Annotated in this window: 21 protein-coding genes, 1 tRNA gene and 1 other RNA gene; 1 reads left to right on the top strand and 22 read right to left on the bottom strand. The window is 44.2% G+C overall.

Annotation, left to right across the window (positions count from 1 at the left end):
- The 17 genes from C232_RS20095 to C232_RS0102345 form a co-directional block, all read right to left on the bottom strand.
- Positions 1-181 (bottom strand): hypothetical protein (locus C232_RS20095; RefSeq protein ID WP_026314445.1); only part of this gene is annotated, 181 nt, incomplete at its 3' end.
- A gap of 152 nt (positions 182-333) precedes the next feature.
- Positions 334-666 carry a type II toxin-antitoxin system PemK/MazF family toxin gene (locus C232_RS20500; RefSeq protein WP_422723650.1) on the bottom strand — a complete coding sequence of 111 codons (333 nt, stop codon included), beginning with the start codon at positions 664-666 and terminating at the stop codon, positions 334-336.
- Positions 666-848, bottom strand: coding sequence for a hypothetical protein (locus tag C232_RS0102420; protein WP_155891529.1), 183 nt, complete (start codon positions 846-848; stop codon positions 666-668). Before C232_RS0102420 ends, C232_RS20500 begins: the two co-directional genes overlap by 1 nt.
- Before the next feature lie 500 nt (positions 849-1,348).
- Positions 1,349-1,711, bottom strand: a transfer-messenger RNA (tmRNA) gene (gene ssrA, locus C232_RS19190).
- 128 nt (positions 1,712-1,839) lie between these two features.
- Positions 1,840-2,304: an SsrA-binding protein SmpB gene (smpB, locus tag C232_RS0102415; RefSeq protein WP_018660893.1), complete on the bottom strand. Its 465-nt coding sequence runs from the start codon at positions 2,302-2,304 to the stop codon at positions 1,840-1,842.
- Positions 2,305-2,344: 40 nt separating this feature from the next.
- On the bottom strand, positions 2,345-4,636 hold the full coding sequence (gene rnr, locus C232_RS0102410) for a ribonuclease R (RefSeq protein WP_018660891.1): 2,292 nt from the start codon (positions 4,634-4,636) through the stop codon (positions 2,345-2,347).
- Positions 4,637-4,662: 26 nt separating this feature from the next.
- Positions 4,663-5,412 carry an alpha/beta hydrolase gene (locus C232_RS0102405; protein WP_018660889.1) on the bottom strand — a complete coding sequence of 250 codons (750 nt, stop codon included), beginning with the start codon at positions 5,410-5,412 and terminating at the stop codon, positions 4,663-4,665.
- Between the two features lie 240 nt (positions 5,413-5,652).
- On the bottom strand, positions 5,653-5,886 hold the full coding sequence (secG, locus tag C232_RS0102400; protein WP_018660887.1) for a preprotein translocase subunit SecG: 234 nt from the start codon (positions 5,884-5,886) through the stop codon (positions 5,653-5,655).
- A 284-nt stretch (positions 5,887-6,170) separates the two neighbouring features.
- A complete protein-coding gene (gene eno / locus C232_RS0102395; protein ID WP_018660885.1) occupies positions 6,171-7,463 on the bottom strand; it encodes a phosphopyruvate hydratase in 1,293 nt (430 codons plus the stop codon).
- A 42-nt stretch (positions 7,464-7,505) separates the two neighbouring features.
- Complete coding sequence (gene gpmI, locus C232_RS0102390; protein WP_018660883.1) at positions 7,506-9,041, bottom strand: 2,3-bisphosphoglycerate-independent phosphoglycerate mutase; 1,536 nt, start codon at positions 9,039-9,041, stop codon at positions 7,506-7,508.
- Positions 9,034-9,795 carry a triose-phosphate isomerase gene (gene tpiA / locus C232_RS0102385; protein WP_018660881.1) on the bottom strand — a complete coding sequence of 254 codons (762 nt, stop codon included), beginning with the start codon at positions 9,793-9,795 and terminating at the stop codon, positions 9,034-9,036. The genes gpmI and tpiA overlap by 8 nt, the downstream gene beginning before the upstream one ends.
- 35 nt (positions 9,796-9,830) lie before the next feature.
- Positions 9,831-11,015 carry a phosphoglycerate kinase gene (locus C232_RS0102380; protein WP_018660879.1) on the bottom strand — a complete coding sequence of 395 codons (1,185 nt, stop codon included), beginning with the start codon at positions 11,013-11,015 and terminating at the stop codon, positions 9,831-9,833.
- A 108-nt stretch (positions 11,016-11,123) separates the two neighbouring features.
- Entirely contained in the window at positions 11,124-12,131 is a 1,008-nt protein-coding gene (gap, locus tag C232_RS0102375; protein WP_018660877.1) for a type I glyceraldehyde-3-phosphate dehydrogenase, read from the bottom strand.
- Between the two features lie 74 nt (positions 12,132-12,205).
- Positions 12,206-13,228 (bottom strand): sugar-binding transcriptional regulator, encoded by a 1,023-nt coding sequence (locus C232_RS0102370; RefSeq protein WP_018660875.1) that lies wholly within the window; start codon positions 13,226-13,228, stop codon positions 12,206-12,208.
- Between the two features lie 132 nt (positions 13,229-13,360).
- Positions 13,361-13,609: a glutaredoxin family protein gene (locus C232_RS0102365; RefSeq protein WP_018660873.1), complete on the bottom strand. Its 249-nt coding sequence runs from the start codon at positions 13,607-13,609 to the stop codon at positions 13,361-13,363.
- A gap of 21 nt (positions 13,610-13,630) precedes the next feature.
- Complete coding sequence (rpoN, locus tag C232_RS0102360; protein WP_018660870.1) at positions 13,631-14,968, bottom strand: RNA polymerase factor sigma-54; 1,338 nt, start codon at positions 14,966-14,968, stop codon at positions 13,631-13,633.
- A gap of 837 nt (positions 14,969-15,805) precedes the next feature.
- Positions 15,806-15,877, bottom strand: a tRNA-Arg gene (locus tag C232_RS0102345).
- A 211-nt stretch (positions 15,878-16,088) separates the two neighbouring features.
- Here C232_RS0102345 and clpP point away from each other — a divergent pair.
- Positions 16,089-16,715: an ATP-dependent Clp endopeptidase proteolytic subunit ClpP gene (gene clpP / locus C232_RS0102340; RefSeq protein ID WP_268869205.1), complete on the top strand. Its 627-nt coding sequence runs from the start codon at positions 16,089-16,091 to the stop codon at positions 16,713-16,715.
- A 156-nt stretch (positions 16,716-16,871) separates the two neighbouring features.
- On the opposite strand, the gene C232_RS0102335 is transcribed toward clpP, so the two are convergent.
- The 5 genes from C232_RS0102335 to C232_RS0102315 form a co-directional block, all read right to left on the bottom strand.
- Complete coding sequence (locus tag C232_RS0102335) at positions 16,872-17,126, bottom strand: HPr family phosphocarrier protein (RefSeq protein ID WP_018660864.1); 255 nt, start codon at positions 17,124-17,126, stop codon at positions 16,872-16,874.
- 82 nt (positions 17,127-17,208) lie between these two features.
- Positions 17,209-18,168: a DNA-binding protein WhiA gene (gene whiA / locus C232_RS0102330; protein WP_018660862.1), complete on the bottom strand. Its 960-nt coding sequence runs from the start codon at positions 18,166-18,168 to the stop codon at positions 17,209-17,211.
- 134 nt (positions 18,169-18,302) lie between these two features.
- Complete coding sequence (locus C232_RS0102325; protein ID WP_018660860.1) at positions 18,303-19,292, bottom strand: gluconeogenesis factor YvcK family protein; 990 nt, start codon at positions 19,290-19,292, stop codon at positions 18,303-18,305.
- Positions 19,292-20,179 carry an RNase adapter RapZ gene (gene rapZ / locus C232_RS0102320; protein WP_018660857.1) on the bottom strand — a complete coding sequence of 296 codons (888 nt, stop codon included), beginning with the start codon at positions 20,177-20,179 and terminating at the stop codon, positions 19,292-19,294. Before rapZ ends, C232_RS0102325 begins: the two co-directional genes overlap by 1 nt.
- A 49-nt stretch (positions 20,180-20,228) precedes the next feature.
- Complete coding sequence (locus C232_RS0102315) at positions 20,229-20,687, bottom strand: NUDIX hydrolase (protein ID WP_026314444.1); 459 nt, start codon at positions 20,685-20,687, stop codon at positions 20,229-20,231.
- Positions 20,688-20,897: the final 210 nt, after the last annotated feature.

Below are 20,897 nucleotides of genomic sequence, written 5' to 3'. Positions count from 1 at the left end.
ACCTCCCGCGGTAAGACGATTCCCTTTCATTCCATGCACCCGTATCATTTACGCCTCCACATCCGGATAGCTTTTGGGCTTTGACTTGTTTGGCAGTCTTACCCTGTAAGAGTACGCCTGATGGTATTCGTGTTCCTCGGGTCAGAATTTTGCCTCCAGCTTCCTTCAGATTCCACTTCACAATGGACACCCTTGCTCTTGGCTAATGGTTGGTCGCTATCTACCCCCATAGCGGACTTTCGCCGCCTAGCGAATCGTCATGCGCGGCGCACCATAAAAGATCCTCCCGGTACGGGAGGATCTTTTTTATGTATATCTGCTAAACTAAAATTATTAAAGGTTATGGAATGTCTTGAATTTGTCAAAGATTCTTTGAAAATCATTTGTGTCCATTGTGCCAACATACTTGTGTTTTACTGTATTTGAATCTACTGCATTGTACCAGTCGTACTGTACCCAGGATTGTTGGTCCAAGTTAGCAGCTGGCCAATGGACGATCTCTTCACGGTAAGGAAATCTGGGGTTCGGTTCAGAAGTAGTGACCTTACATAGTAAAGCAACGTTGGTCTGTGAATCTGCATACATGCAAAGAGCGGGGCGAAACCTGCTCCCCACTCCTGGGGATTGATACGCAAAATCAAGTTTGTATATATCCCCTGGCTGCATCATTCTTCAATCCACTCCATATCACGAGGATTGTTCCGATCCAGGACGATTTGACCTTCATCATTTGTTCGCAAGCTATGCTGATTGAGGTTTCTCATAACCTTACTCATATCAATTCCGACAGCAATTTTTTTATTGGCTTCCGCATGGGCTTTTGTTACTTCTGTCAGAGTAACTGACATTTGATACTTCCTCCCCTTTTTCGCCATACTTATCACCACCTTTCAAAAAGGTTAATTGGTCATAGTATGGTCAGCGATTCGTACTATAATACTTGCGGTGAGTTATGCTACTTTATAATATGAATACCCTAACGTAATAGTACAAAAACGGGAATTCAATGTCAATGAATACCTTTCCACATTTTCAGCCAAAAACTTTAAATAGGGTTTGCTGAAGGAAACGTATCAAATTTTGGTTTGTATCCGATTCATTTAGCAAGCTAAGTTTTATTTTGATCGAGCTGCTCAAAGATTGGCAGTTTGCCTTGTAAGAGAAGGTGGCATATTCCCAGAAAAAACAACCTTTGAATCATAGCGGCTACAATTAAACTTCTCAATTATTTAGGAAGACCTGTGGCAGTTAGAATTCTGATATATTGGATGTAAATGAAATAGTAAAAAGCAAAGAAACCCTTGATATACAAGGGTTTCGGTGATGTTTGAAATCAATTCTTTTCGTTTTATGGAGACGGTGGGAGTCGAACCCACGTCCAGAGATATCGCCACTTAAGCGTCTACGAGCGTAGCCGGTATATTCGCGTTTCGCGCTGCCTTATGCCTATCGGCGGGCGTCCGGCGCGCTAGCCTGATTGGTCTCTTCCTTCGTCCCCAGGCAGAGGACTGCCGGCGTATCCCACTAAAGTTGAGACCCTTACCCTACCACATGGGCGATGGAGGGAGGATCCGCTAGCTACTTATTAGGCAGCTAAAGCGAGGTTTTGGTTAGATTTGCCAGTTATATTTAGGCGTTGCGTTTTAACGAGGACGGCCCCTCGGCCCGCAGCTTAAGCTCAAACTACCCCTGTCGAATCCATAACGTCCCCGATATAAAAAAGGGAAGTATTGGATCAAGGAACATGAAGCTTTACTGCTTTCATTCTCTAACTGGCTTACATACATTATTATAACATGAATCGCGGATCTTGCAATTGTTAGTTTTTGCCTGCTGCCGTTACCGCTGCCTGGCTTTAAAGGCCCGTTCTATTTCGCGGTTGGCTTCTTTCCTTTTCAGGGCTTCACGCTTATCATAATTCTTTTTCCCGCGGGCGAGGCCGAGCAAAACCTTTGCATAACCGTTTTTTAAATAAATTTTTAATGGAACTAAAGAATAACCCTGCTCTTTCGTCTCGCCGATCAATTTGTTGATTTGCTTGCGGTGCAGTAAAATTTTTCTAATCCGCAGCGGGTCATGGTTATAGCGGTTGCCCTGCTCATAAGGGCTGATGTGCATATTGTACAAATACACTTCCCCTTTTTCAATCCGTGCAAACGAATCCTTTAAATTCACACGGCTGGCGCGGATCGATTTGATTTCGGTGCCCTGCAGGACAATCCCCGCTTCATATGTTTCTTCAATAAAATAATCGTGGCGGGCTTTTTTATTTTGTGCCAGCACTTTCCCTTCACCTTTAGGCATTTCGTTTCCCCTCCGTAAAGGTTAGCCGGGAAAAACCCGGTTACCTTCTTTTTGCTCTTTTCTTTTTCTTTTTCGGCGGCCTCGTGGACCACTCATCCTGGTCCTTTTGGCCTGGTTTATGATGGGATGATTTTCCGGAACGGACTTTAACAATTTTCTTTGGCCGTTCTCCCGCCTGTTTTTTCGGCTTATTGTTTTTCATCCCGACAATTTCAAAGTCTATATTGCGTTCCTCTTTATTGACGTTGAGCACCCGGATCCTGATTTCATCCCCAATCCGGAATACGTTCCCCGTCCTTTCCCCGATCATCGCAAATTGGCGGTCATTGTAATGGTAATAATCATCAGTCATGTAGCTGACATGGACAAGGCCTTCAATCGTATTCGGCAGTTCAACAAACATCCCGAAATTCGTCACGGAACTAATAATGCCGTCAAATTCTTCGCCAATTTTATCTTCCATAAATTCAGCTTTCTTCAATTCATCCGTATCCCGTTCCGCATCCACAGCCCGGCGCTCCATTTTAGACGAATGGTCGGCAACTTCCGGCAACCGCTCGTTCCACTTTTCTTTTGTCGTCTCGCCCAATTTTCCTTCAATTAAATACGTGCGGATCAAACGGTGGACGATTAAATCCGGATAGCGGCGGATTGGCGATGTGAAATGCGTATAAAATTTCGTCGACAGCCCAAAGTGCCCGATGCATTCCGTGTCATACTTTGCCTGCTGCATCGACCGCAGCATCACTGTAGACACAACCATTTCTTCCGGGCGGCCTGCGACAGTCTCGATAATTTCCTGCAAGGCGCGCGGATGGACAGCGTTCGCAGTGCCGCGGACAATCAAACCGAAATTTGTAATAAATTCAAAGAAGCGCTGCAGTTTATCTGCTTTCGGCTCATCATGAATCCGGTAAATAAACGGCACATCCAGCCAGTAAAAATGCTCCGCAACGGTTTCGTTTGCAGCCAGCATGAATTCCTCAATCAGTTTTTCCGCAACGGACCGTTCGCGCAGCACCACGTCACGCGGCTTGCCGTTTTCATCAACCAGCACTTGTGCTTCTTTAAAATCAAAATCAATCGCGCCCCGCTGCATCCTTTTCTTTCGTAAAATATCCGCGAGTTCCGCCATCGTTTCAAACATCGGCACAAGTGCTTCGTAATGCTTGCGGGTTTCTTCATCATGGCCGACAAGGATTTTGTTGACATCAGCATATGTCATCCGTTCCGTCGTTTTAATGATACTTTCAAAAATCTCATGGCCGACAACAGTCCCGTTTTCATCAATTTCCATCTCGCAGGAAAGCGTAAACCGGTTCACACGCGGATTTAAAGAACAAATGCCGTTTGAGAGCCTGTGCGGGATCATTGGAATGACACGGTCAACCAAATAAACGCTTGTCCCGCGTTCAAAAGCTTCACGGTCAATTGGCGATCCTTCTGTCACATAATGGCTGACATCAGCAATATGGACACCCAGTTTGTAATGGCCGTTAGCAAGTTTTGTAATCGTCACGGCATCGTCCAAATCCTTTGCATCCGCACCGTCAATCGTGACAATCACCTGGTCCCTTAAATCGCGGCGGTTTCCAATTTCTTTTTCATCGATTTCATCCGGCACCGCATTCGCCTGTTCCAGCACTTCATCCGGAAAAGCTTGCGGCAGCCCGTATTGGTGGATAATTGATAAAATATCGACACCCGGATCATTTTTATGGCCGAGAATTTGAATGACTTCGCCTTCCGCGTTTTTCGTGCCCTCCGGATAAGAAGTAATGTGTACAATCACTTTATGTCCTTCAACAGCGCCGCCGTTTGCCGTTTTTGGAATAAAAATATCACTGCCAAAACGCTTATCATCGGGTACAACGAAGCCGAAATGCTTGCTTTCCACATAGGTGCCGACAAGCTCTGTCTGGCCGCGTTCCAAAATCCGTACCACCGTACCTTCCTGGCGCTGTCCGGAACTTCTGCTTGATACGCGGACGATGACAGTGTCCCCGTTTAAAGCATGATTCGTTTCATGAGGCGGAATAAAAATGTCGTCCATCCCCGGTTCATCGGGCGCCACAAATGCGAAGCCTTTCGGGTGCCCGATCAGCTTGCCGCGGATTAAATTCATTTTTTCCGGCAAACCGTAGCGGTTGCTTCTTGTCCTAACCACCAGCCCTTTTTCTTCCATATAGACAAGCACTTTGACAAACTCTTTAAACGCAGATGAATCCTGAATGCCAAAAGCTTTTTCCAGTTCCTGGACAGTCAGCGGCTTATACGTTTCTTCTTTCATATAGGATAATATTTTCTCCACATTTTGTTGGAATTGATCCATTCTTTTCCCTCCTTTTAAGGGAGTATTTACACCGACCAGTCAAGTGTTTCAAGAAATTGAAAGACATCCTCGTGAAGCTGTTCCTTTTCCTGTCCCAATGTGATCACATGGCCGGAGTTTTCATACCATTTTAATTGTTTTTGTGTTGATTCTACCTTAGAATAAATAATCCGTGCGCTTTCCGGATTGATCATTTCGTCATGGCGGGCCTGTACAATAAAAGCCGGCGCATAGATGAGGTCCACGTGGCGCCGCACATCCTGAATCAGGTTTTGCAAAGATTTCAGCGTGTTCATCGGCGTTTTTTTAAATGCTTCGATCTCTTTTTCAATCTGGTCTTCGCTTTTGCCTTCGAATTGTTTGTATTGGCGGGCATATTTTACAACACCGTCATACATGATTTCTTCGCTCTTTATGTACATGGGTGCACACATGGGGATAATTCCCTTTACAGGTACAGTGTAACCCAATTTTAACGAAAATACCCCACCTAAAGATAAACCGGCGACGGCAATTTCCTTATACCCTTTTTGTTTTAACAAATGATAGCCGCGCAAAACATCCTGCCACCAGTCTTGCGGTCCGGTATGCAACAGATTTTCCGGCGGCACCCCATGCCCTTTATATTGGGGGGCATGGCAGGTGTATCCCCTTCTTTCAAGATATCTGCCAAGCATACGGACATCCGCCGAGTTGCCTGTAAAACCGTGAAGCAAAAGCACCGCCCTTTTGCCGCCTTCAAATAAAAAGGGCTTTGGCGTGACAATTCTCATCATGTTGTTTTAAAACCCCTTTTTTTCTCAATTTACATATACGTGATTTCGCTCAACTTTATCCCGGCAGAACCGGCAGTAAGACCCCCGCCTCTTAGCCTTTGTTCATCTTCTAATCAGCAGAAAATCACCACTGATGATCGTTTCATTTTATTTGTAACAGAGAGAAGAAAAAAATTCCAGAAATATGTACGACCAGTAAAAAAAAACTGGCCGTCATTTTCAGGCCAGACAAAGGTTGTTTTATATACCCAAATATGCAAGTCCGATTGTCAGCAAAAAGAAAATAACAGCCAATACGATGGTTGTGCGGTGTAAAATCAAATCCACCCCGCGCACTTTCTGCTTGCCGAAAAGCGTTTCAGCGCCGCCCGAGATGGCGCCTGAAAGCCCCGCACTTTTTCCGGGCTGCAGCAAAATAACAGCAATTAAAAGAATCGCATCAATAATCAATAGCGTAATCAACAATGTATGCATGTACACACACCTCCTGCAACGAACAGTACCTGCTTTCAGTCTACCATAAAGGATGAGCCAGATCAAACAAAGGAATATATTTGGCGCACGTCTGGCATATTCAACTTTGCAACGGAGAATTGACGTGGGGGTTTGAAATATCCTGATCCGGCTAATGCCATCTTTTTGGCTGCTTTAATTAGACCATTCTATCTCACAGTACATGAATGTTTTGTTTTAAAAGCAATACCCGATTTAAAAAGCTGCCCGGTTTGAACCGGGCAGCTTTTTAAATCATTATGATATTATTTTTTTAAGTTATAGAAAGTATCTTTTCCAAGGAATTGGGCCGTTTCGCCTAAGCGGTCTTCGATACGGAGCAATTGATTGTATTTTGAAACACGGTCCGTACGGGAAGGGGCACCTGTTTTGATTTGGCCGGCATTTGTAGCCACTGCGATGTCAGCAATTGTGCTGTCTTCCGTTTCACCTGAACGGTGGGAAACGATAGCAGTGTAACCTGCGCGTTTAGCCATTTCAATGGCATTGAAAGTTTCAGTCAAAGTACCAATTTGGTTTACTTTGATCAGGATGGCATTGCTGACCCCTTCTGCAATACCGCGGGAAAGTTTTTCAGTGTTTGTCACAAACAAGTCGTCACCAACGAGCTGAACTTTTTTGCCGAGGCGTTCAGTTAGCATTTTGTGGCCTTCCCAGTCGTTTTCATCTAAACCGTCTTCGATTGAAATGATAGGGTATTTAGAAATTAATTCTTCAAACCAGTTTATCATTTCTTCAGAAGTAAGGGCTTTGCCTTCGCCTGCCAAATGATATTTATGGTCTTCGTCACTGTATACTTCAGAAGAAGCTACGTCCATTGCAAGCAGAACTTCTTCGCCTGGTTTGTAACCGGCTTTTTCGATGGCTTCAACGATGGTGGAAAGTGCTTCTTCATTTGATTTCAGGTTAGGAGCAAAGCCGCCTTCATCACCAACAGCTGTGTTGTAGCCTTTTTCTTTCAGTACAGATTTTAAGTTGTGGAAAATTTCAGCGCCCATGCGGAGTGCTTCTTTGAAATTAGGAGCACCAGCCGGCATAATCATGAATTCCTGGATGTCAACGTTGTTATCAGCGTGTGCACCGCCGTTAAGGATGTTCATCATTGGGACAGGCAATTGTTTTGCATTGAATCCGCCAAGGTATTGGTAAAGTTCAACGCCAAGAAAGTCTGCAGCAGCGCGTGCAACGGCAAGGGATACGCCAAGGATTGCATTTGCGCCCAATTTGCCTTTATTTGGTGTGCCGTCAAGTTCGATCATTGCTTTATCAATGCCAACTTGATCTGTAACATCGAAACCGATGATGGCTTCAGCGATCTTATCATTTACGTTACTTACAGCAGTTTGTACGCCTTTTCCCATGTAACGGGATTTGTCATTGTCACGGAGTTCAACTGCTTCATATTCGCCGGTAGATGCACCGCTTGGTACTAAAGCGCGGCCGAATGCGCCGGATTCAGTTAAAACTTCAACTTCAACAGTAGGATTGCCGCGGGAATCAAGTACTTCGCGTGCATAAATATCAGTAATGGTAGACATATTCAATTCTCTCCTTTAATGCGTTAGTGTAAGCTAAATGCCTTATTTTTTAATCAAGCTCTTGCCGGTCATTTCTTTCGGCTGTGGTACATTCAGCAGGTCAAGCATGGTTGGTGCCAGGTCAGCCAAAATACCGCCGTCGCGTACTTCGATTCCTTTTTTCGTAATGATGACAGGAACCGGATTTGTCGTATGTGCGGTCATCGGTTTTCCTTCCAGCGTTACCACTTCATCAGAATTGCCGTGGTCCGCTGTAATAATTGCTGTGCCGCCTTTTTCCAAGATCAGATCAACAACTTTGCCAAGGCATTCGTCAACAGCTTCAATCGCTTTAATGGTTGGTTCCAGCATGCCGGAGTGGCCGACCATATCAGGATTTGCAAAGTTTAAAATGATCGCATCCTGCTTGTCATTTTGAACTTGTTCCAATAACGCATCCGTTACTTCATAAGCGCTCATTTCCGGCTTCAAGTCATAGGTAGCTACTTTCGGGGAGTGAATCAGAATTCTCGTTTCACCTGGGAATTCTTCTTCCCGGCCGCCACTCATAAAGAATGTAACGTGCGGATATTTTTCAGTTTCTGCAATGCGGAGCTGTTTTAAACCATGCTGGGCCAGAACTTCTCCGATTGTATTGTCGAGGCCAATTGGTTTAAATGCCACATAGCCTTTGACCGTTTCCGAGAAATGGGTCATACATACGAAATACAAATCTTTCGGGTGGTTGGCACCACGATCGAATGAACGGTAATCTTCATTTGTAAATGCATTCGAGATCTGGATCGCACGGTCAGGACGGAAGTTGTAGAAAATAACAGAATCGTGATCTTTAATGGTTGCAACAGGTGTTCCGTCTGCTTTTGTAATCACAGAAGGAATAACGAACTCATCAAAGATGCCGTTTTTATAAGAGTCTTCAACAACCGCCATTGCGTTTGGATAAGCAGGTCCTTCGCCATATGCCATGGCACGGTATGCTTTTTCTACACGATCCCAGCGTTTGTCGCGGTCCATTGAATAATAACGGCCGGTAATCGTTGCAAATTCGCCAACACCGTATTCCTTGAATTTTTCTTCGGTTGCTTTAATGTATTTTTCAGCTGTTTTCGGGCCCACATCACGGCCATCAAGGAATGCATGGACATATACTTTTTTCAAACCCTGGTCAGCTGCAAACTTTAAGAGTGCGAACAAATGGCGGATGTGGCTGTGTACGCCGCCATCGGACAAAAGCCCGAATAAATGCAGGCTCGTCCCGTATTTCTTCGCATTTTCAACCGCGCCTAAGAAAGTTTCGTTCTTTTCAAATTTGCCTTCTTTGATTGACAAATCCACACGGGTTAAGCTTTGGTAAACGATGCGGCCTGCACCGATATTGGTATGGCCGACTTCCGAGTTTCCCATTTGGCCTTCCGGAAGACCAACAGCTTCACCGCTTGCACGGAGTTGGTTATGCGGGAATTCGTTCCAAAAACGGTCAAAATTTGGTTTATTTGCTTGGGCTACTGCATTTCCTTTTGTTTCTTTCCGGCAGCCAAAGCCGTCTAAGATGATAAGAGCTACAGGTGCTTTACTCATGGCTTACCGCCTCCAATAATTGCAAATAAGATTGCGGGTCAAGGCTTGCGCCGCCCACTAATGCACCATCGATATCAGATTGTTGCATATATTCTTTAATGTTGCCTGGTTTTACGCTGCCGCCGTATTGAATGCGGACGCGATCGGCAACATCCTGGCTGAATTGTTCCGCAATGACGCTGCGGATATGGGCACAAACTTCATTCGCATCAGCTGATGTGGAAGATTTGCCTGTTCCGATCGCCCAAATTGGTTCATAGGCTACGACTGTTTGTTTCGCCTGTTCATCGGAAAGGCCGGCGAAAGCTGCTTTCACCTGTGAACCGACAAATGAAGTCGTTTCATTATTTTCACGTTGTTCCAGGGTTTCTCCAACGCACACGATTGGTGTTAAATGATGAGCAAATGCAGCTTTCACTTTTTTGTTCACTGCTTCATCTGTTTCATTAAACATTTCACGGCGTTCAGAGTGTCCCAGAATGACATAATCCACTTTTAAATCAGCAAGTGCAACAGGGCTGATTTCACCTGTAAAAGCACCGCTTTCTTCAAAATGCATATTTTGGGCGCCAATTTTCACTTTGGAATCTTTTGTTGCTTCCACTAAACGTTCCAGGAACAGCGCAGGTGCACAAATGACACTGTCGACAACGGACTTGTCCGGTACTGAATTTTTGACTGCTTCAGCAAAAGCGAGTGCTTCCGGCAATGTCTTATTCATTTTCCAGTTTCCCGCGATAATTGGTTTACGCATAAGGACACTCCCTTTCTTTCTAAAATCACAAAAACTTATTTATCGTTTAAAGCTGCGACACCAGGAAGAACTTTCCCTTCCATAAATTCAAGCGATGCGCCGCCGCCTGTTGAAATATGATCCATTTTTTCAGCAAGATGGAATTTTTCAACTGCTGCAGCTGAGTCGCCGCCGCCAATGATGCTGTAAGTGCCTGTTGCTTCTGCTAAAGCTTCGGCAACGCCTTTTGTCCCTTGTGCATAGGCATCCATTTCGAATACGCCCATAGGCCCGTTCCAGATCACTAATTTGGATTCTTTGATAACTTTTGCATAAAGTTCCACAGATTTCGGGCCGATGTCAAGAGCTTGCCAGTCAGCCGGAATTTCTTCGATTGCCACTTCTTTTTTGTTGGCTGTTTCAGAGAATTCGTCTGCAACAATGGCGTCAACAGGCATATAGAAGTTTACGCCTTTTTCTTTTGCTTTTGCCATAAAGGATTTCGCCAAATCAATTTTATCTTCTTCAAGCAGCGATTTCCCGATTTCATGGCCTTGTGCTTTTACAAATGTATAAGCAAGCCCGCCGCCGATGATCAAGTTGTCAACGATATCCAAAAGATTGTCGATGACACCGATTTTATCTTTTACTTTCGCGCCGCCAATAATGGCAGTGAAAGGACGTTCAGGTTTCGACAAAGCTTTGCCGAGCACATCCAATTCTTTTTGCATTAAGAAGCCGGACACTGCAGGCAGGTGGTGGGCAACGCCTTCTGTTGAAGCATGGGCACGGTGGGCAGCGCCAAATGCGTCGTTCACATAAAGGTCTGCGAGTGCGGCAAATTCTTTTGCCAGCTCCGGATCATTTTTTTCTTCACCCGGGTAGAAGCGGACGTTTTCAAGCAAAAGCACGTCGCCGTTATTCAACTTGCTAATTTCTGTTTTGACAGAATCACCATATGCTTCATTTGCTTTTTTTACGTCTTTTTTCAGCAGTTCGCTTAAACGTTTCGCAACCGGAGTCAATCTTAATTCTTCCACGACTTTACCTTTCGGGCGGCCTAAATGGCTGGCCAGGATTACCTTTGCGCCATTTTCTGCCAGGTATTGAATCGTTGGAAGGGCTGCGCGGATTCTTGTATCATCCGTTACATTGCCGTCTTTCAGCGGTACATTAAAATCCACACGGCAAAATACGCGTTTTCCTTGTAATTCAACGTCTTTGATTGATTTTTTATTCATGGCAAACGAACCTCCTTTTGAGTGGGAAAGCATGAAAAAGGGAGAGGGGATTCTTCCCCGCCCCCCTTGTACTCTTATATTCAGTTGACTTCCCTTTGTCTTTAAAAATTAAAGACCTTTAGAAGCGATGTAGTCCACTAAGTCAACGACACGGTTTGAATAACCGAATTCATTGTCATACCAGGAAATAACTTTCACCATGTTGCCTTCGATTACCATTGTCGAAAGTGCATCAACTGTGGAAGAAACAGTCGTATGGTTGAAGTCTCTTGATACAAGCGGTTCTTCTGTGTAAGCCAGAATGCCTTTCAATTCGCCTTCAGCTGCTGCTTTCAATGCTGCGTTAACTTCTTCAGCAGTTACGTCTTTGTCCAGTTCAGCAACTAAGTCAACAACAGAAACGTTTGGAGTAGGTACACGCATTGCCATACCGTTTAATTTGCCTTTTAATTCAGGCAATACCAATGCAACAGCTTTTGCAGCACCTGTAGTTGTTGGGATGATGTTTTGAGCTGCGGCACGTGCACGGCGGTAGTCTTTGTGCGGCAGGTCAAGAATTTGTTGGTCATTTGTGTAAGAGTGAACAGTTGTCATCATACCGCGTTTGATGCCGAATTTTTCTTGAAGCACTTTTGCAAATGGTGCCAGGCAGTTTGTTGTGCAAGATGCGTTAGAAATCACATCGTGTTTTGCAGGATCGTATTTTTCTTCGTTAACGCCCATAACGATTGTGATGTCTTCGTTTTTAGCAGGAGCAGAGATAACCACTTTTTTAGCGCCTGCTTCCAAGTGTTTAGCAGCGCCTTCACGAGCTGTAAAACGGCCTGTTGATTCAACCACAACTTCTACGCCAAGTTTGCCCCAGCCGAGGTTTGCAGGTTCGCGTTCAGCAAGTACTTTTACTTTTTTCCCGCCAACAACGATGGAATCGCCGTCTACTGTTACTTCTTCTTCAAGATTGCCGTGAACGGAATCATATTTCAATAAGTGTGCAAGCATATTTGCATCTGTTAAGTCATTGATTGCAACGATTTCTATATTTGGATTCTTCATTGCGGCGCGAAATACGTTACGTCCGATACGTCCAAATCCGTTAATACCAACTTTAACTGTCATTTGTGTTTCCTCCTTGAATTCAAAAAGATTTTATATTTCAAAAGGGGGTTCCCTTTTAAAAACACGCGTTATGATCAGGACAATATCTTTTTGGCTGCGCCCTCATCTGTAATCAAAACAGTTGAATCAGGCTTGGAATGCATATAGGCTTTAATCGCTTTTGCTTTTGAAGCGCCGCCCGCAACTGCAAACACATGCTGAATATGCGGCAAGTCTTCCAACTGCAGGCCGATCGTCCGGACTTTGTGAACCACTTCACCCTGTTCATTAAAATAATATCCAAACGCTTCACCCACCGCATGGCCGCGGATAATCTTTTCCATATCTTTTTCTATGGTATTACGGCGTTTTGCCATCGCAATCGCATCGCCAATTCCATGCAGCACAATATTTGCCTGCTTGATCAGGGCAAGAACTTCTCTAATCGATGGTTCGGTTACGACAGATTTGTAAACTTCCGGGCTCACTTGATCCGGTACATACAATACGCGGTGTTTCCCGCCTGTCCGTTCCGCCATCTTCGCACAAATGGTGTTGGCCTGGTTCTCTACGTCTTCACCAATGCCACCTCTTGCAGGGACGAACAACACCGGCTGCTGCGCCGAAAAATCAGAAGTTAACACATCTGCGACTGCCGCCATGGTCGTTCCTCCTGTAACAGCGATTATATTGTTCCCCATTAATGCAGCTTTCATTCTTATCGCGCACGCTCTTCCAAGTTCGCTTTTCACCCAGGGCTCTTCATCACTGTTTCCCGGAACTACCACAACGTCTTCAAGGTCCAAAGCTTTTTTCAGCCTGTCTTCCATTTCATTAATACCCGATATTTCCCTCATCATGCTTTCCAAATCCTGTAATAATTTCCTGCCTGCTTTTGTAATGGACATTCCAGAAGGTTTAATGTCAAGCAGTTTTTGGCTTTTTAAAAAGTCGACTTCACCGCGGAGCACCCGTTCGGACAAGCCAAGCATCTGGGCAAGTGTTCTTCTTCCAACCGGCTCAATCAGCGATATCGAACGTAAAATTTGGTAACGCTTTTGCATGATCGTTAAAACATCGGGTAATAATTTTTTCTGAACCTCTATCAACGATCGCATAGATGATTAGCTCCTTAAAAAATTATGTAGGTCGTGTTGAGTCCCATACAGACATTTTATGTCCCACTTGCTTCAAAAAAAATTTACCCTTGCCACGGTTTTAATTCTAGCAGGATAAATTTTGCATTTCAACTATATTGTACTGATTTTTCGTTGCAAACGCTGTTTTATGTCGAAAAGGTGAACTTTTCCATATGCCACGATTTCCCCTTCAAATTCGACGACAGGGATCATCAACCCGTATTGTTCGGTCAGGTCCTCGCTGCTGCTGATATCTTTTTCAATCAGCCGAAAAGAAATTTCCTTTTGTAAGATATGCAGCTGCTGCTTGGCCTGTTCACACAATGGGCACTGGCTTCTTGTAAAGATGGTTAATTCCAAGCGGCACACTCCTTTTGCTCGTTACTCGTATCTTTTTCGCTTTGAAGATGAAGGAATCTTTAACTGTTCGCGGTATTTGGCAACGGTACGGCGGGAGATTTCGTACCCCTCCTGATTTAATAATGTTGCCAGAATTTGATCTGAGAGTGGTTTTTTCTTATCTTCCCCTTCGATCAATCTTGTGATCGTATTTTTAATTTGCACGCTGGAGGCTGCTTCTTCTCCTGATCCGTTCCGCAGCGGCACGGCACTGGAGAAGAATTGTTTTAAAGGAAATGTGCCTTGCGGGGTTTGAATAAATTTCTCCCGGACAGCCCGGCTGACCGTGGATTCATGCATTCCGATCTCTTCAGATACTTCCTTCATCGTTAAAGGTTTGAGATGGCCTTTTCCGTGCAAAAAGAAATCCCGTTGTTTTTCGAGCAGTACATGGCCGACTTTTAATAATGTTTCTTTTCTGCTTTCAATACTTTTTTGGATCCAGCGGTACTCCTGTGTTTTTTCTTTTAAAAATTGGTTAACCTGCGCATCTTTTACCGGGGCCAGCCTGTTTGAGTAGTCTTTATTCAGACGCACTTTCGGCACATAACCATCAACGAGGTACAAAGTGAGTCCTTGTTGTTCATTTTTTACCAAAAGATCCGGCACAATGTATTGCGGCCGTTCATGGTGGAAAGCCGATCCCGGCCTTGGATTCAGGGTTTGTACATAATCGGAAACTTGCTGGATATCCTGCATCGTGACGTCCAGCGTTTTTGCCAGCCCCCGCCATTTTTTTTCGGCAAATTCAAGAAAATGGGATTCAAGTAATCGGGCTGCCAGTTCCGGCGCGCTTTTGTCTCTTTTAATTTGGATCAGCAGGCATTCTTGAAGTGAACGGGCACCGATGCCGGCGGGTTCCAAAGCTTGCAGTTGTGCAAGGGCTTCCCTGGCATCTTCAAGCGAAACGCCGGCGATTTTCGCTGCCTCCCCGGTATCAATGGACAAGTAGCCATTGGCATCCAGATGATTTGCATAGAAATGAAAAGCCTTTACAACATTTTTTGTTAACGTTTTCATATCCAATTGACTTAATAAGTGCTCGGGCAGTACCTCGGTTTGCTCGGGTATCTGTTCAATCCAATCCTTCTCCTGGCTTTTTTTCTGCCCTTTTGACCGGTTCACACCGGAGAAACGGGAATCCACCAACTTGATATGGCTATTCGACAGCTCAATAAGGGGATTTTCCGCTGCCTTGTCTTCAAGAAAAGAAGCGAGCTCCTGGGATGAAAATTGCAGCAGCTCAATTGCCTGCTTTAATTCCTGGGTCATCGCCAGCTTCATCGATTGCTTCTGCCATAAACCTACGTGTAAATCCAATTCATTCCCCCCCTTTAATTTTTTATTTTACATCATTTTTATAGATTAGTATATGCATTGGCAGGAAGTCCCATGAAACCGGAGAGCGCTTGATTGCGGGGGCCATGCAGATAGTGGGTTGAAATGGGGAAAGCGGATTGCACCAGCGCAATGAACGCCATTCTGGATCTGTAAATTTTACTGGAGTGGCTTTCATGAAGCTTATGAACGACAACCCGACAAGAAATTCGTGGCAAAATGGCTTTCATACGACAGATGAAAACCATTTTGACTCAAAAATTTCGCCGGAGTGGCTTTCATGAAGCTTATGAACTACGCCTTAACAAGAAAATCGCGGCAAAATGACTTTCATACGAAGATGAACACCATTTTGACTCAAAAATTTCGCCGGATTAGCTTTCATCAGCCTTATGAACAACATTTCGAGTCAAAAATTTCACTGGATTAGCTTTCATCGGCCTTATGAACACTATTTCGATCCGGAAATTTCACTGAATTGGCTTTCATCGGCCTTATGAACAACATTTCTAGCCAAAAATTTCACCGAACTGGCTTTCATGAAGCTTATGAACAACATTTCTAGCCAAAATTTTCACCGAACTGGCTTTCATCGGCCTTATGAACACCATTTCGATCCGGAAATTTCACTGAATTGGCTTTCATGAGGCTTATGAACAACATTCCGAGCCAAGATTTTCGCCGAATTGGCTTTCATCGGCCTTATGAACACTATTTCGATCCGTCCATTTACAATCACCTGGACTGCTGTTCAAATATACTTTTTTATCAAAAAAGCCATTGCGTTTTACGAAACGTAATGGCTTTTCTCAATTTTAGCGCCCTCGGCAGGAATCGAACCCACATCTTAAGAACCGGAATCTCACGTGCTATCCTTTGCACCACGAGGGCAATATGTTATCCAACAATAATAGATTATACTGGACGCAAACAAAAATTGCAATGCTTTATTCTGTTTATTTTAACGAAATTTGGATATTATGGTATTGTGATCGAGGATCAGGCGATTTGTTTGACCTTTATTGACCATTATTGTATGATCAGTACATAAGGATGGAATTTTCCCTTATTGAATCAACATGAATAACATAACAGATGTTTGATCCAATCCCAAAAAGAAAAAGGAGGAAAAATGATGAATTTAATTCCTACAGTTATTGAACAGACAAACCGCGGGGAACGGGCATATGACATTTATTCCCGACTGCTGAAAGACCGGATTGTCATGCTTGGCAGCGCAATTGATGACAATGTCTCAAACTCCATTGTTTCACAGTTGTTATTCCTGGAAGCAGAAAACCCGGAAAAAGATATTTTCCTATACATTAACAGCCCGGGCGGCAGTGTTACAGCCGGAATGGCCATTTATGACACCATGCAGTTTATTAAACCGGATGTCCAAACGATTTGCATCGGCATGGCGGCTTCAATGGGATCCGTTCTTTTAACAGCCGGCGCAAAAGGAAAACGCTATGCGCTTCCAAACAGCGAAGTTATGATTCACCAGCCTTTAGGCGGCGCACAGGGGCAGGCAACAGAAATTGAAATTGCAGCCAAGCATATCCTCTATACGCGTGAAAAATTAAATAGAATCCTGTCCCACCATACCGGACAGCCGATTGAAATCATTGAAAGAGATACGGACCGCGATAATTTCATGAGCGCCCAAAAAGCAAAAGAATACGGTTTGATTGACCATATTATGGAACGGAACGAATTGAAAAAATAATTCAAACCATCATTTTCGCATCCGTTAGATCTGCATACATAGCTTTCCAATCGTTCATTGCAGACCTGGCGGGTGCCTCTTTTTACCAGCCTTTCAAAAAACCGGGGAGTAAAATTCAAGTGAATGCGCTTAAATTTTACTCCCCGGTTTTTGTTGTCATTGATTTTCAATATATTTTGATAGCTGCTCAAATGCTTCTTCTTCATCGCTGCCATCCACACTCAAAACCACTTTTTCCCCACAGCCGGCTGCCAGGCTCATTAATCCCATGATGCTTTTCGCATTGACGCGTTTCCCATCCTTTTCAAGATAGATTTCGGATGCGAACCGGGTCGCTTCCTGGACAAAACGGGATGCTGGACGTGCTTGCAAGCCGGTTTTTAATTTCACTTCTATTTGCTTTTCAATCAATGTTTCCTCTCTCCCCTTTTTTATAACTTTAAAGCGGGGCAGCAGGAAGCCCGCCGCTTCCAGCCCGCCTGTTTTCTCTTGATTATTTTGTGTTGTGCTTTGTCATACCGGACCCGAGGCGCAGCTTCTCGGCAATTTCGTCAATTTTGCGAAGGCGGTGGTTGATGCCGGATTTGCTGATCTGCCCGCCGGACACCATTTCACCTAATTCCTTTAAAGTGACATCCTGGTGGGTAACGCGCAGTTCTGCAATTTCCCTTAACTTATCCGGCAATATCTGCAGTCCGACCGTTTCTTCAATGTAACGGATATTTTCAACTTGGCGGAGGGCAGCCCCGATCGTTTTATTCAAGTTTGCTGTTTCACAATTCACCAGCCGGTTGACTGAGTTTCGCATGTCCCTGACAATCCTGACATCTTCAAAACGGAGAAGCGCATTGTGCGCCCCGGTAATGTTCAGGAACTCTGTAATTTTTTCCGCTTCTTTTAAATACGTAATAAACCCTTTCTTTCTCTCAAGTGTTTTACTGTTTAAATGAAAAGCATTCATCAAGCGGCAAAGGGAGTCATTATGTTCCTTATAAAGCGAGAAAATCTCCAGGTGGTAGGAGGAAGTTTCCGGATTGTTTACGGATCCTCCTGCCAGAAAAGCCCCCCGCAAATAAGACCGTTTACAACATTTCTTTTTAATCAGTTCAGGTGCAATATGCCGGATAAAAGTGAAATTTTCGCCGAGAATGTGAAGATCCTCCAAAATCTCCTTCGCACGGGCTTTCATGCGCACGATATAGACATTATTTTTTTTGAGGCGCATTTTTTTTCTGACCAATAATTCAACAGGGACTCCATATAATTTTTTTATAAGGATATAGATTCTTCTCGCAATCGCGGCATTTTCCGTCTGGACATTGACAACCAGTACCCGGTTGGAAAAAGATAAGGAACCGTTCATGCGGATCAGCGCGGATAATTCGGATTTTATACAGCAATCTTTCACAGCTAAATTGGTTAATTCCTTTTTTATATCTGATGCAAATGACATCCCTAAAGCCCCCTCAGGTAGAATAAAATAATATCCGCACATGTATTTAAGGCGGGAAAGGGATGATGATCTTACAGGATTCATCCACTTTTAAAAGCAAAAGCGGCCAAGCCTTGTACAGGTGCAGCTGCCTGCTATTTGGCGCTAAACCTTGGAAGCCTTTGTTGGTCTTTTAATATATGATAAAGGATTTCTGCAACTTTGTTTGTATCATGGCGGATGACACCGTTTTTTAATGTTAAAATATGATCCGAAATCACTTCAAGGCCGAGCCCGATTAACCGGTCCATATCATAAACAACCGGTTTTGCTAATTCTTCGCGGTATTTTCCCTGAATATGCGCCGGCACTTCTTCATTATTCACTAATATTGTATCAATACAAGCACATCCTAAATGATCATGAATCGCCTTCACATGATCACCAGCCGTATAGTTCAGCGTTTCACCAGCCTGCGTCATCAGATTACAGACATATACCTTTTTCGCTTTTGCCCGGCAAACCGCCTCCCCTAAGCCCGGCACCATTAAATTCGGCAGGATACTTGTATAGAGGCTGCCCGGCCCGATTACGATTAAATCTGCTTCTTGAATGGCTTTTAAAGTTTCAGGAAGCGGCGAAATGACTTCAGGCGTGAGAAAGACACGCTTGATTTTTTTCCCGGAACACGGGATTTTCGATTCCCCGGATACGAACGTGCCGTCTTCCAATTCAGCATGCAGTACAACGCTTTGATTGGCTGCCGGCAGTACTTTGCCGCGTACGTTGAGAACTTTGCTGATCTCTTGGATCGCATGCACAAAATCCCCGGTTATGGAGGTCAGGGCCGCGATGATCAAATTGCCAAGTGCATGCCCGGACAGTTCATTGCCGGTTTCGAAACGATGCTGGAACATTTTTTCAAATAACGGTTCAACATCCGATAAGGCCGCAAGCACATTACGGACATCACCGGGAGCAGGAATATCCATTTCGTGGCGGATTCTGCCGGAACTTCCGCCGTCGTCTGCGACCGTTACAATGGCGCTGATGTCTACGGGGTACTTTTTTATCCCTCTTAACAGGACAGGGAGCCCTGTTCCGCCGCCAATAATTGCAATTTTTGGCTGTTTATCCAAATTCATTATGCGTTTTCCTCTCTGCCTTTAATATCACGATGTGAAATCTTCGTGTTATAGTCCTTTTCAAAATAGTGGCCGATATATTCTGCCAATGCCACAGAACGGTGCTGCCCGCCTGTGCACCCGATTCCGATGACAAGCTGGCTCTTTCCTTCCCGTTTATAATGGGGAAGCATGAAGGCAAGCAGATCAGTCAGTTTTTCTATAAACTTCTTTGTTTCATTCCATTTTAGAACGTAGTCATAAACGTCCTTGTCAAGGCCTGTTTTCGGACGCATATGTTCAATATAAAAGGGATTCGGAAGGAACCGGACATCAAATACGAGGTCACAGTCGATCGGAATGCCATTTTTAAAACCAAACGAAACCATGTTTACTGTAAAGAAGGCCTGTTTATTTGCCGTAAATTCCGCGACAATCTTTTCGCGCAATTCCCGCGGCTTTAAATTTGAAGTATTGTAAATGATCTGGGCACGCCCTTTTAATTCTTCCAATATTTTCCTTTCATGGCGGATCCCTTCAAGCGGCAAACCGGATGGGGCGAGCGGATGGGATCTGCGTGTTTCTTTGTATCTGCGTACCAAAATAGAATCATCTGCATCTAAAAACAGAATCGTCGGTGTCAGCCAGGAAGACTTATCCAGTTCATCCAGGGCTTTAAATAAATAATCAAAGAATTCGCGGCCGCGTAAATCCATGACAAGTGCGACTTTATTCATTTTATTACTGGCATCTTTCATAAGTTCAAGAAATTTTGGCAATAGCGTAGGTGGTAAATTATCAACACAGAAAAAGCCCAAATCCTCAAAGCTTTGAACGGCAACGGTTTTCCCAGCCCCGCTCATTCCTGTAATAATTACAAATTGTACGTTGTTTTCTTCTGTGTCCATTTCATTTTCCCCCTGACTTAAGAAATCCATTTCTGCCTTGTTCCGGCCGTCAGCTTGGATCGAGCCTGTATGATAATAATTCAAAATCAGGTGTATAGGTAAACTGCCCGTATATCATGCCGCTGCCGTGAACCATGTACTCAAAGATATGGGCATCCCCGGCAGCCATTGGCAGGTTCTTAATATCTTCAACAGGATGCCACTGCAGAATCCCTTCATCTGATTGGTCTACATTTACGCCGTCCCCTTCTGTTGCAACAAAAGTAAACATCATCCATTCCGACACCCTTTTTTCCCCATCTTTAATCACGATGGTAAACACCCCTTTTAATTCGGGATGTTTCAAATAAATACCGGTTTCTTCACGGTATTCCCGGATCATTGCTTCACGGACGGATTCGCCGGGTTCCATTTTCCCGCCCGGCGCCACCCACCAGTTGCGCCTTGGCTTTTGCAATAACAATACTTGATCATTTTTTATAAACACACAGTTTGTTACTCTTTGCAAAGGAAAACACCTCATGTTCAAACAACATTGATGCTGAAAATGACGGCTTATGTACTGAAATTTACTTGCCACATCCGGACAACTGCCTAAACCGGGACCAGCCAATGAAAGCCGTCCCTGCGATAAGCGCCTGTAATGATTAAAAGCCGTTTCTTCATCATGTTTTCTTTTTATTATACTATATAATAAATCAAGCAAACAATGAATGCG

Origin of the sequence: Heyndrickxia acidiproducens DSM 23148 (assembly GCF_000374345.1) — a bacterium.
In the GTDB taxonomy this organism is placed as follows: domain Bacteria; phylum Bacillota; class Bacilli; order Bacillales; family Bacillaceae_C; genus Weizmannia; species Weizmannia acidiproducens.
This window is presented reverse-complemented; position numbering and strand designations above follow the sequence as displayed.

Excerpts from the sequence above, each read along its gene's own strand:
- rnr (WP_018660891.1), bottom strand. The coding sequence starts at position 4,636 with ATGGATCAATTCCAACAAAATGTGGAGAAAATATTATCCTATATGAAA.
- gpmI (WP_018660883.1), bottom strand. The coding sequence starts at position 9,041 with ATGAGTAAAGCACCTGTAGCTCTTATCATCTTAGACGGCTTTGGCTGC.
- secG (WP_018660887.1), bottom strand. The coding sequence starts at position 5,886 with ATGCATACATTGTTGATTACGCTATTGATTATTGATGCGATTCTTTTA.
- tpiA (WP_018660881.1), bottom strand. The coding sequence starts at position 9,795 with ATGCGTAAACCAATTATCGCGGGAAACTGGAAAATGAATAAGACATTG.
- C232_RS0102405 (WP_018660889.1), bottom strand. The coding sequence starts at position 5,412 with ATGATGAGAATTGTCACGCCAAAGCCCTTTTTATTTGAAGGCGGCAAA.
- whiA (WP_018660862.1), bottom strand. The coding sequence starts at position 18,168 with ATGTCATTTGCATCAGATATAAAAAAGGAATTAACCAATTTAGCTGTG.
- gap (WP_018660877.1), bottom strand. The coding sequence starts at position 12,131 with ATGACAGTTAAAGTTGGTATTAACGGATTTGGACGTATCGGACGTAAC.
- eno (WP_018660885.1), bottom strand. The coding sequence starts at position 7,463 with ATGTCTACCATTACTGATATTTATGCACGCGAAGTACTTGATTCCCGC.
- smpB (WP_018660893.1), bottom strand. The coding sequence starts at position 2,304 with ATGCCTAAAGGTGAAGGGAAAGTGCTGGCACAAAATAAAAAAGCCCGC.
- C232_RS0102370 (WP_018660875.1), bottom strand. The coding sequence starts at position 13,228 with ATGCGATCGTTGATAGAGGTTCAGAAAAAATTATTACCCGATGTTTTA.
- C232_RS0102380 (WP_018660879.1), bottom strand. The coding sequence starts at position 11,015 with ATGAATAAAAAATCAATCAAAGACGTTGAATTACAAGGAAAACGCGTA.
- C232_RS20500 (WP_422723650.1), bottom strand. The coding sequence starts at position 666 with ATGCAGCCAGGGGATATATACAAACTTGATTTTGCGTATCAATCCCCA.
- C232_RS0102420 (WP_155891529.1), bottom strand. The coding sequence starts at position 848 with ATGTCAGTTACTCTGACAGAAGTAACAAAAGCCCATGCGGAAGCCAAT.
- C232_RS0102325 (WP_018660860.1), bottom strand. The coding sequence starts at position 19,292 with ATGAATTTGGATAAACAGCCAAAAATTGCAATTATTGGCGGCGGAACA.
- rapZ (WP_018660857.1), bottom strand. The coding sequence starts at position 20,179 with ATGGACACAGAAGAAAACAACGTACAATTTGTAATTATTACAGGAATG.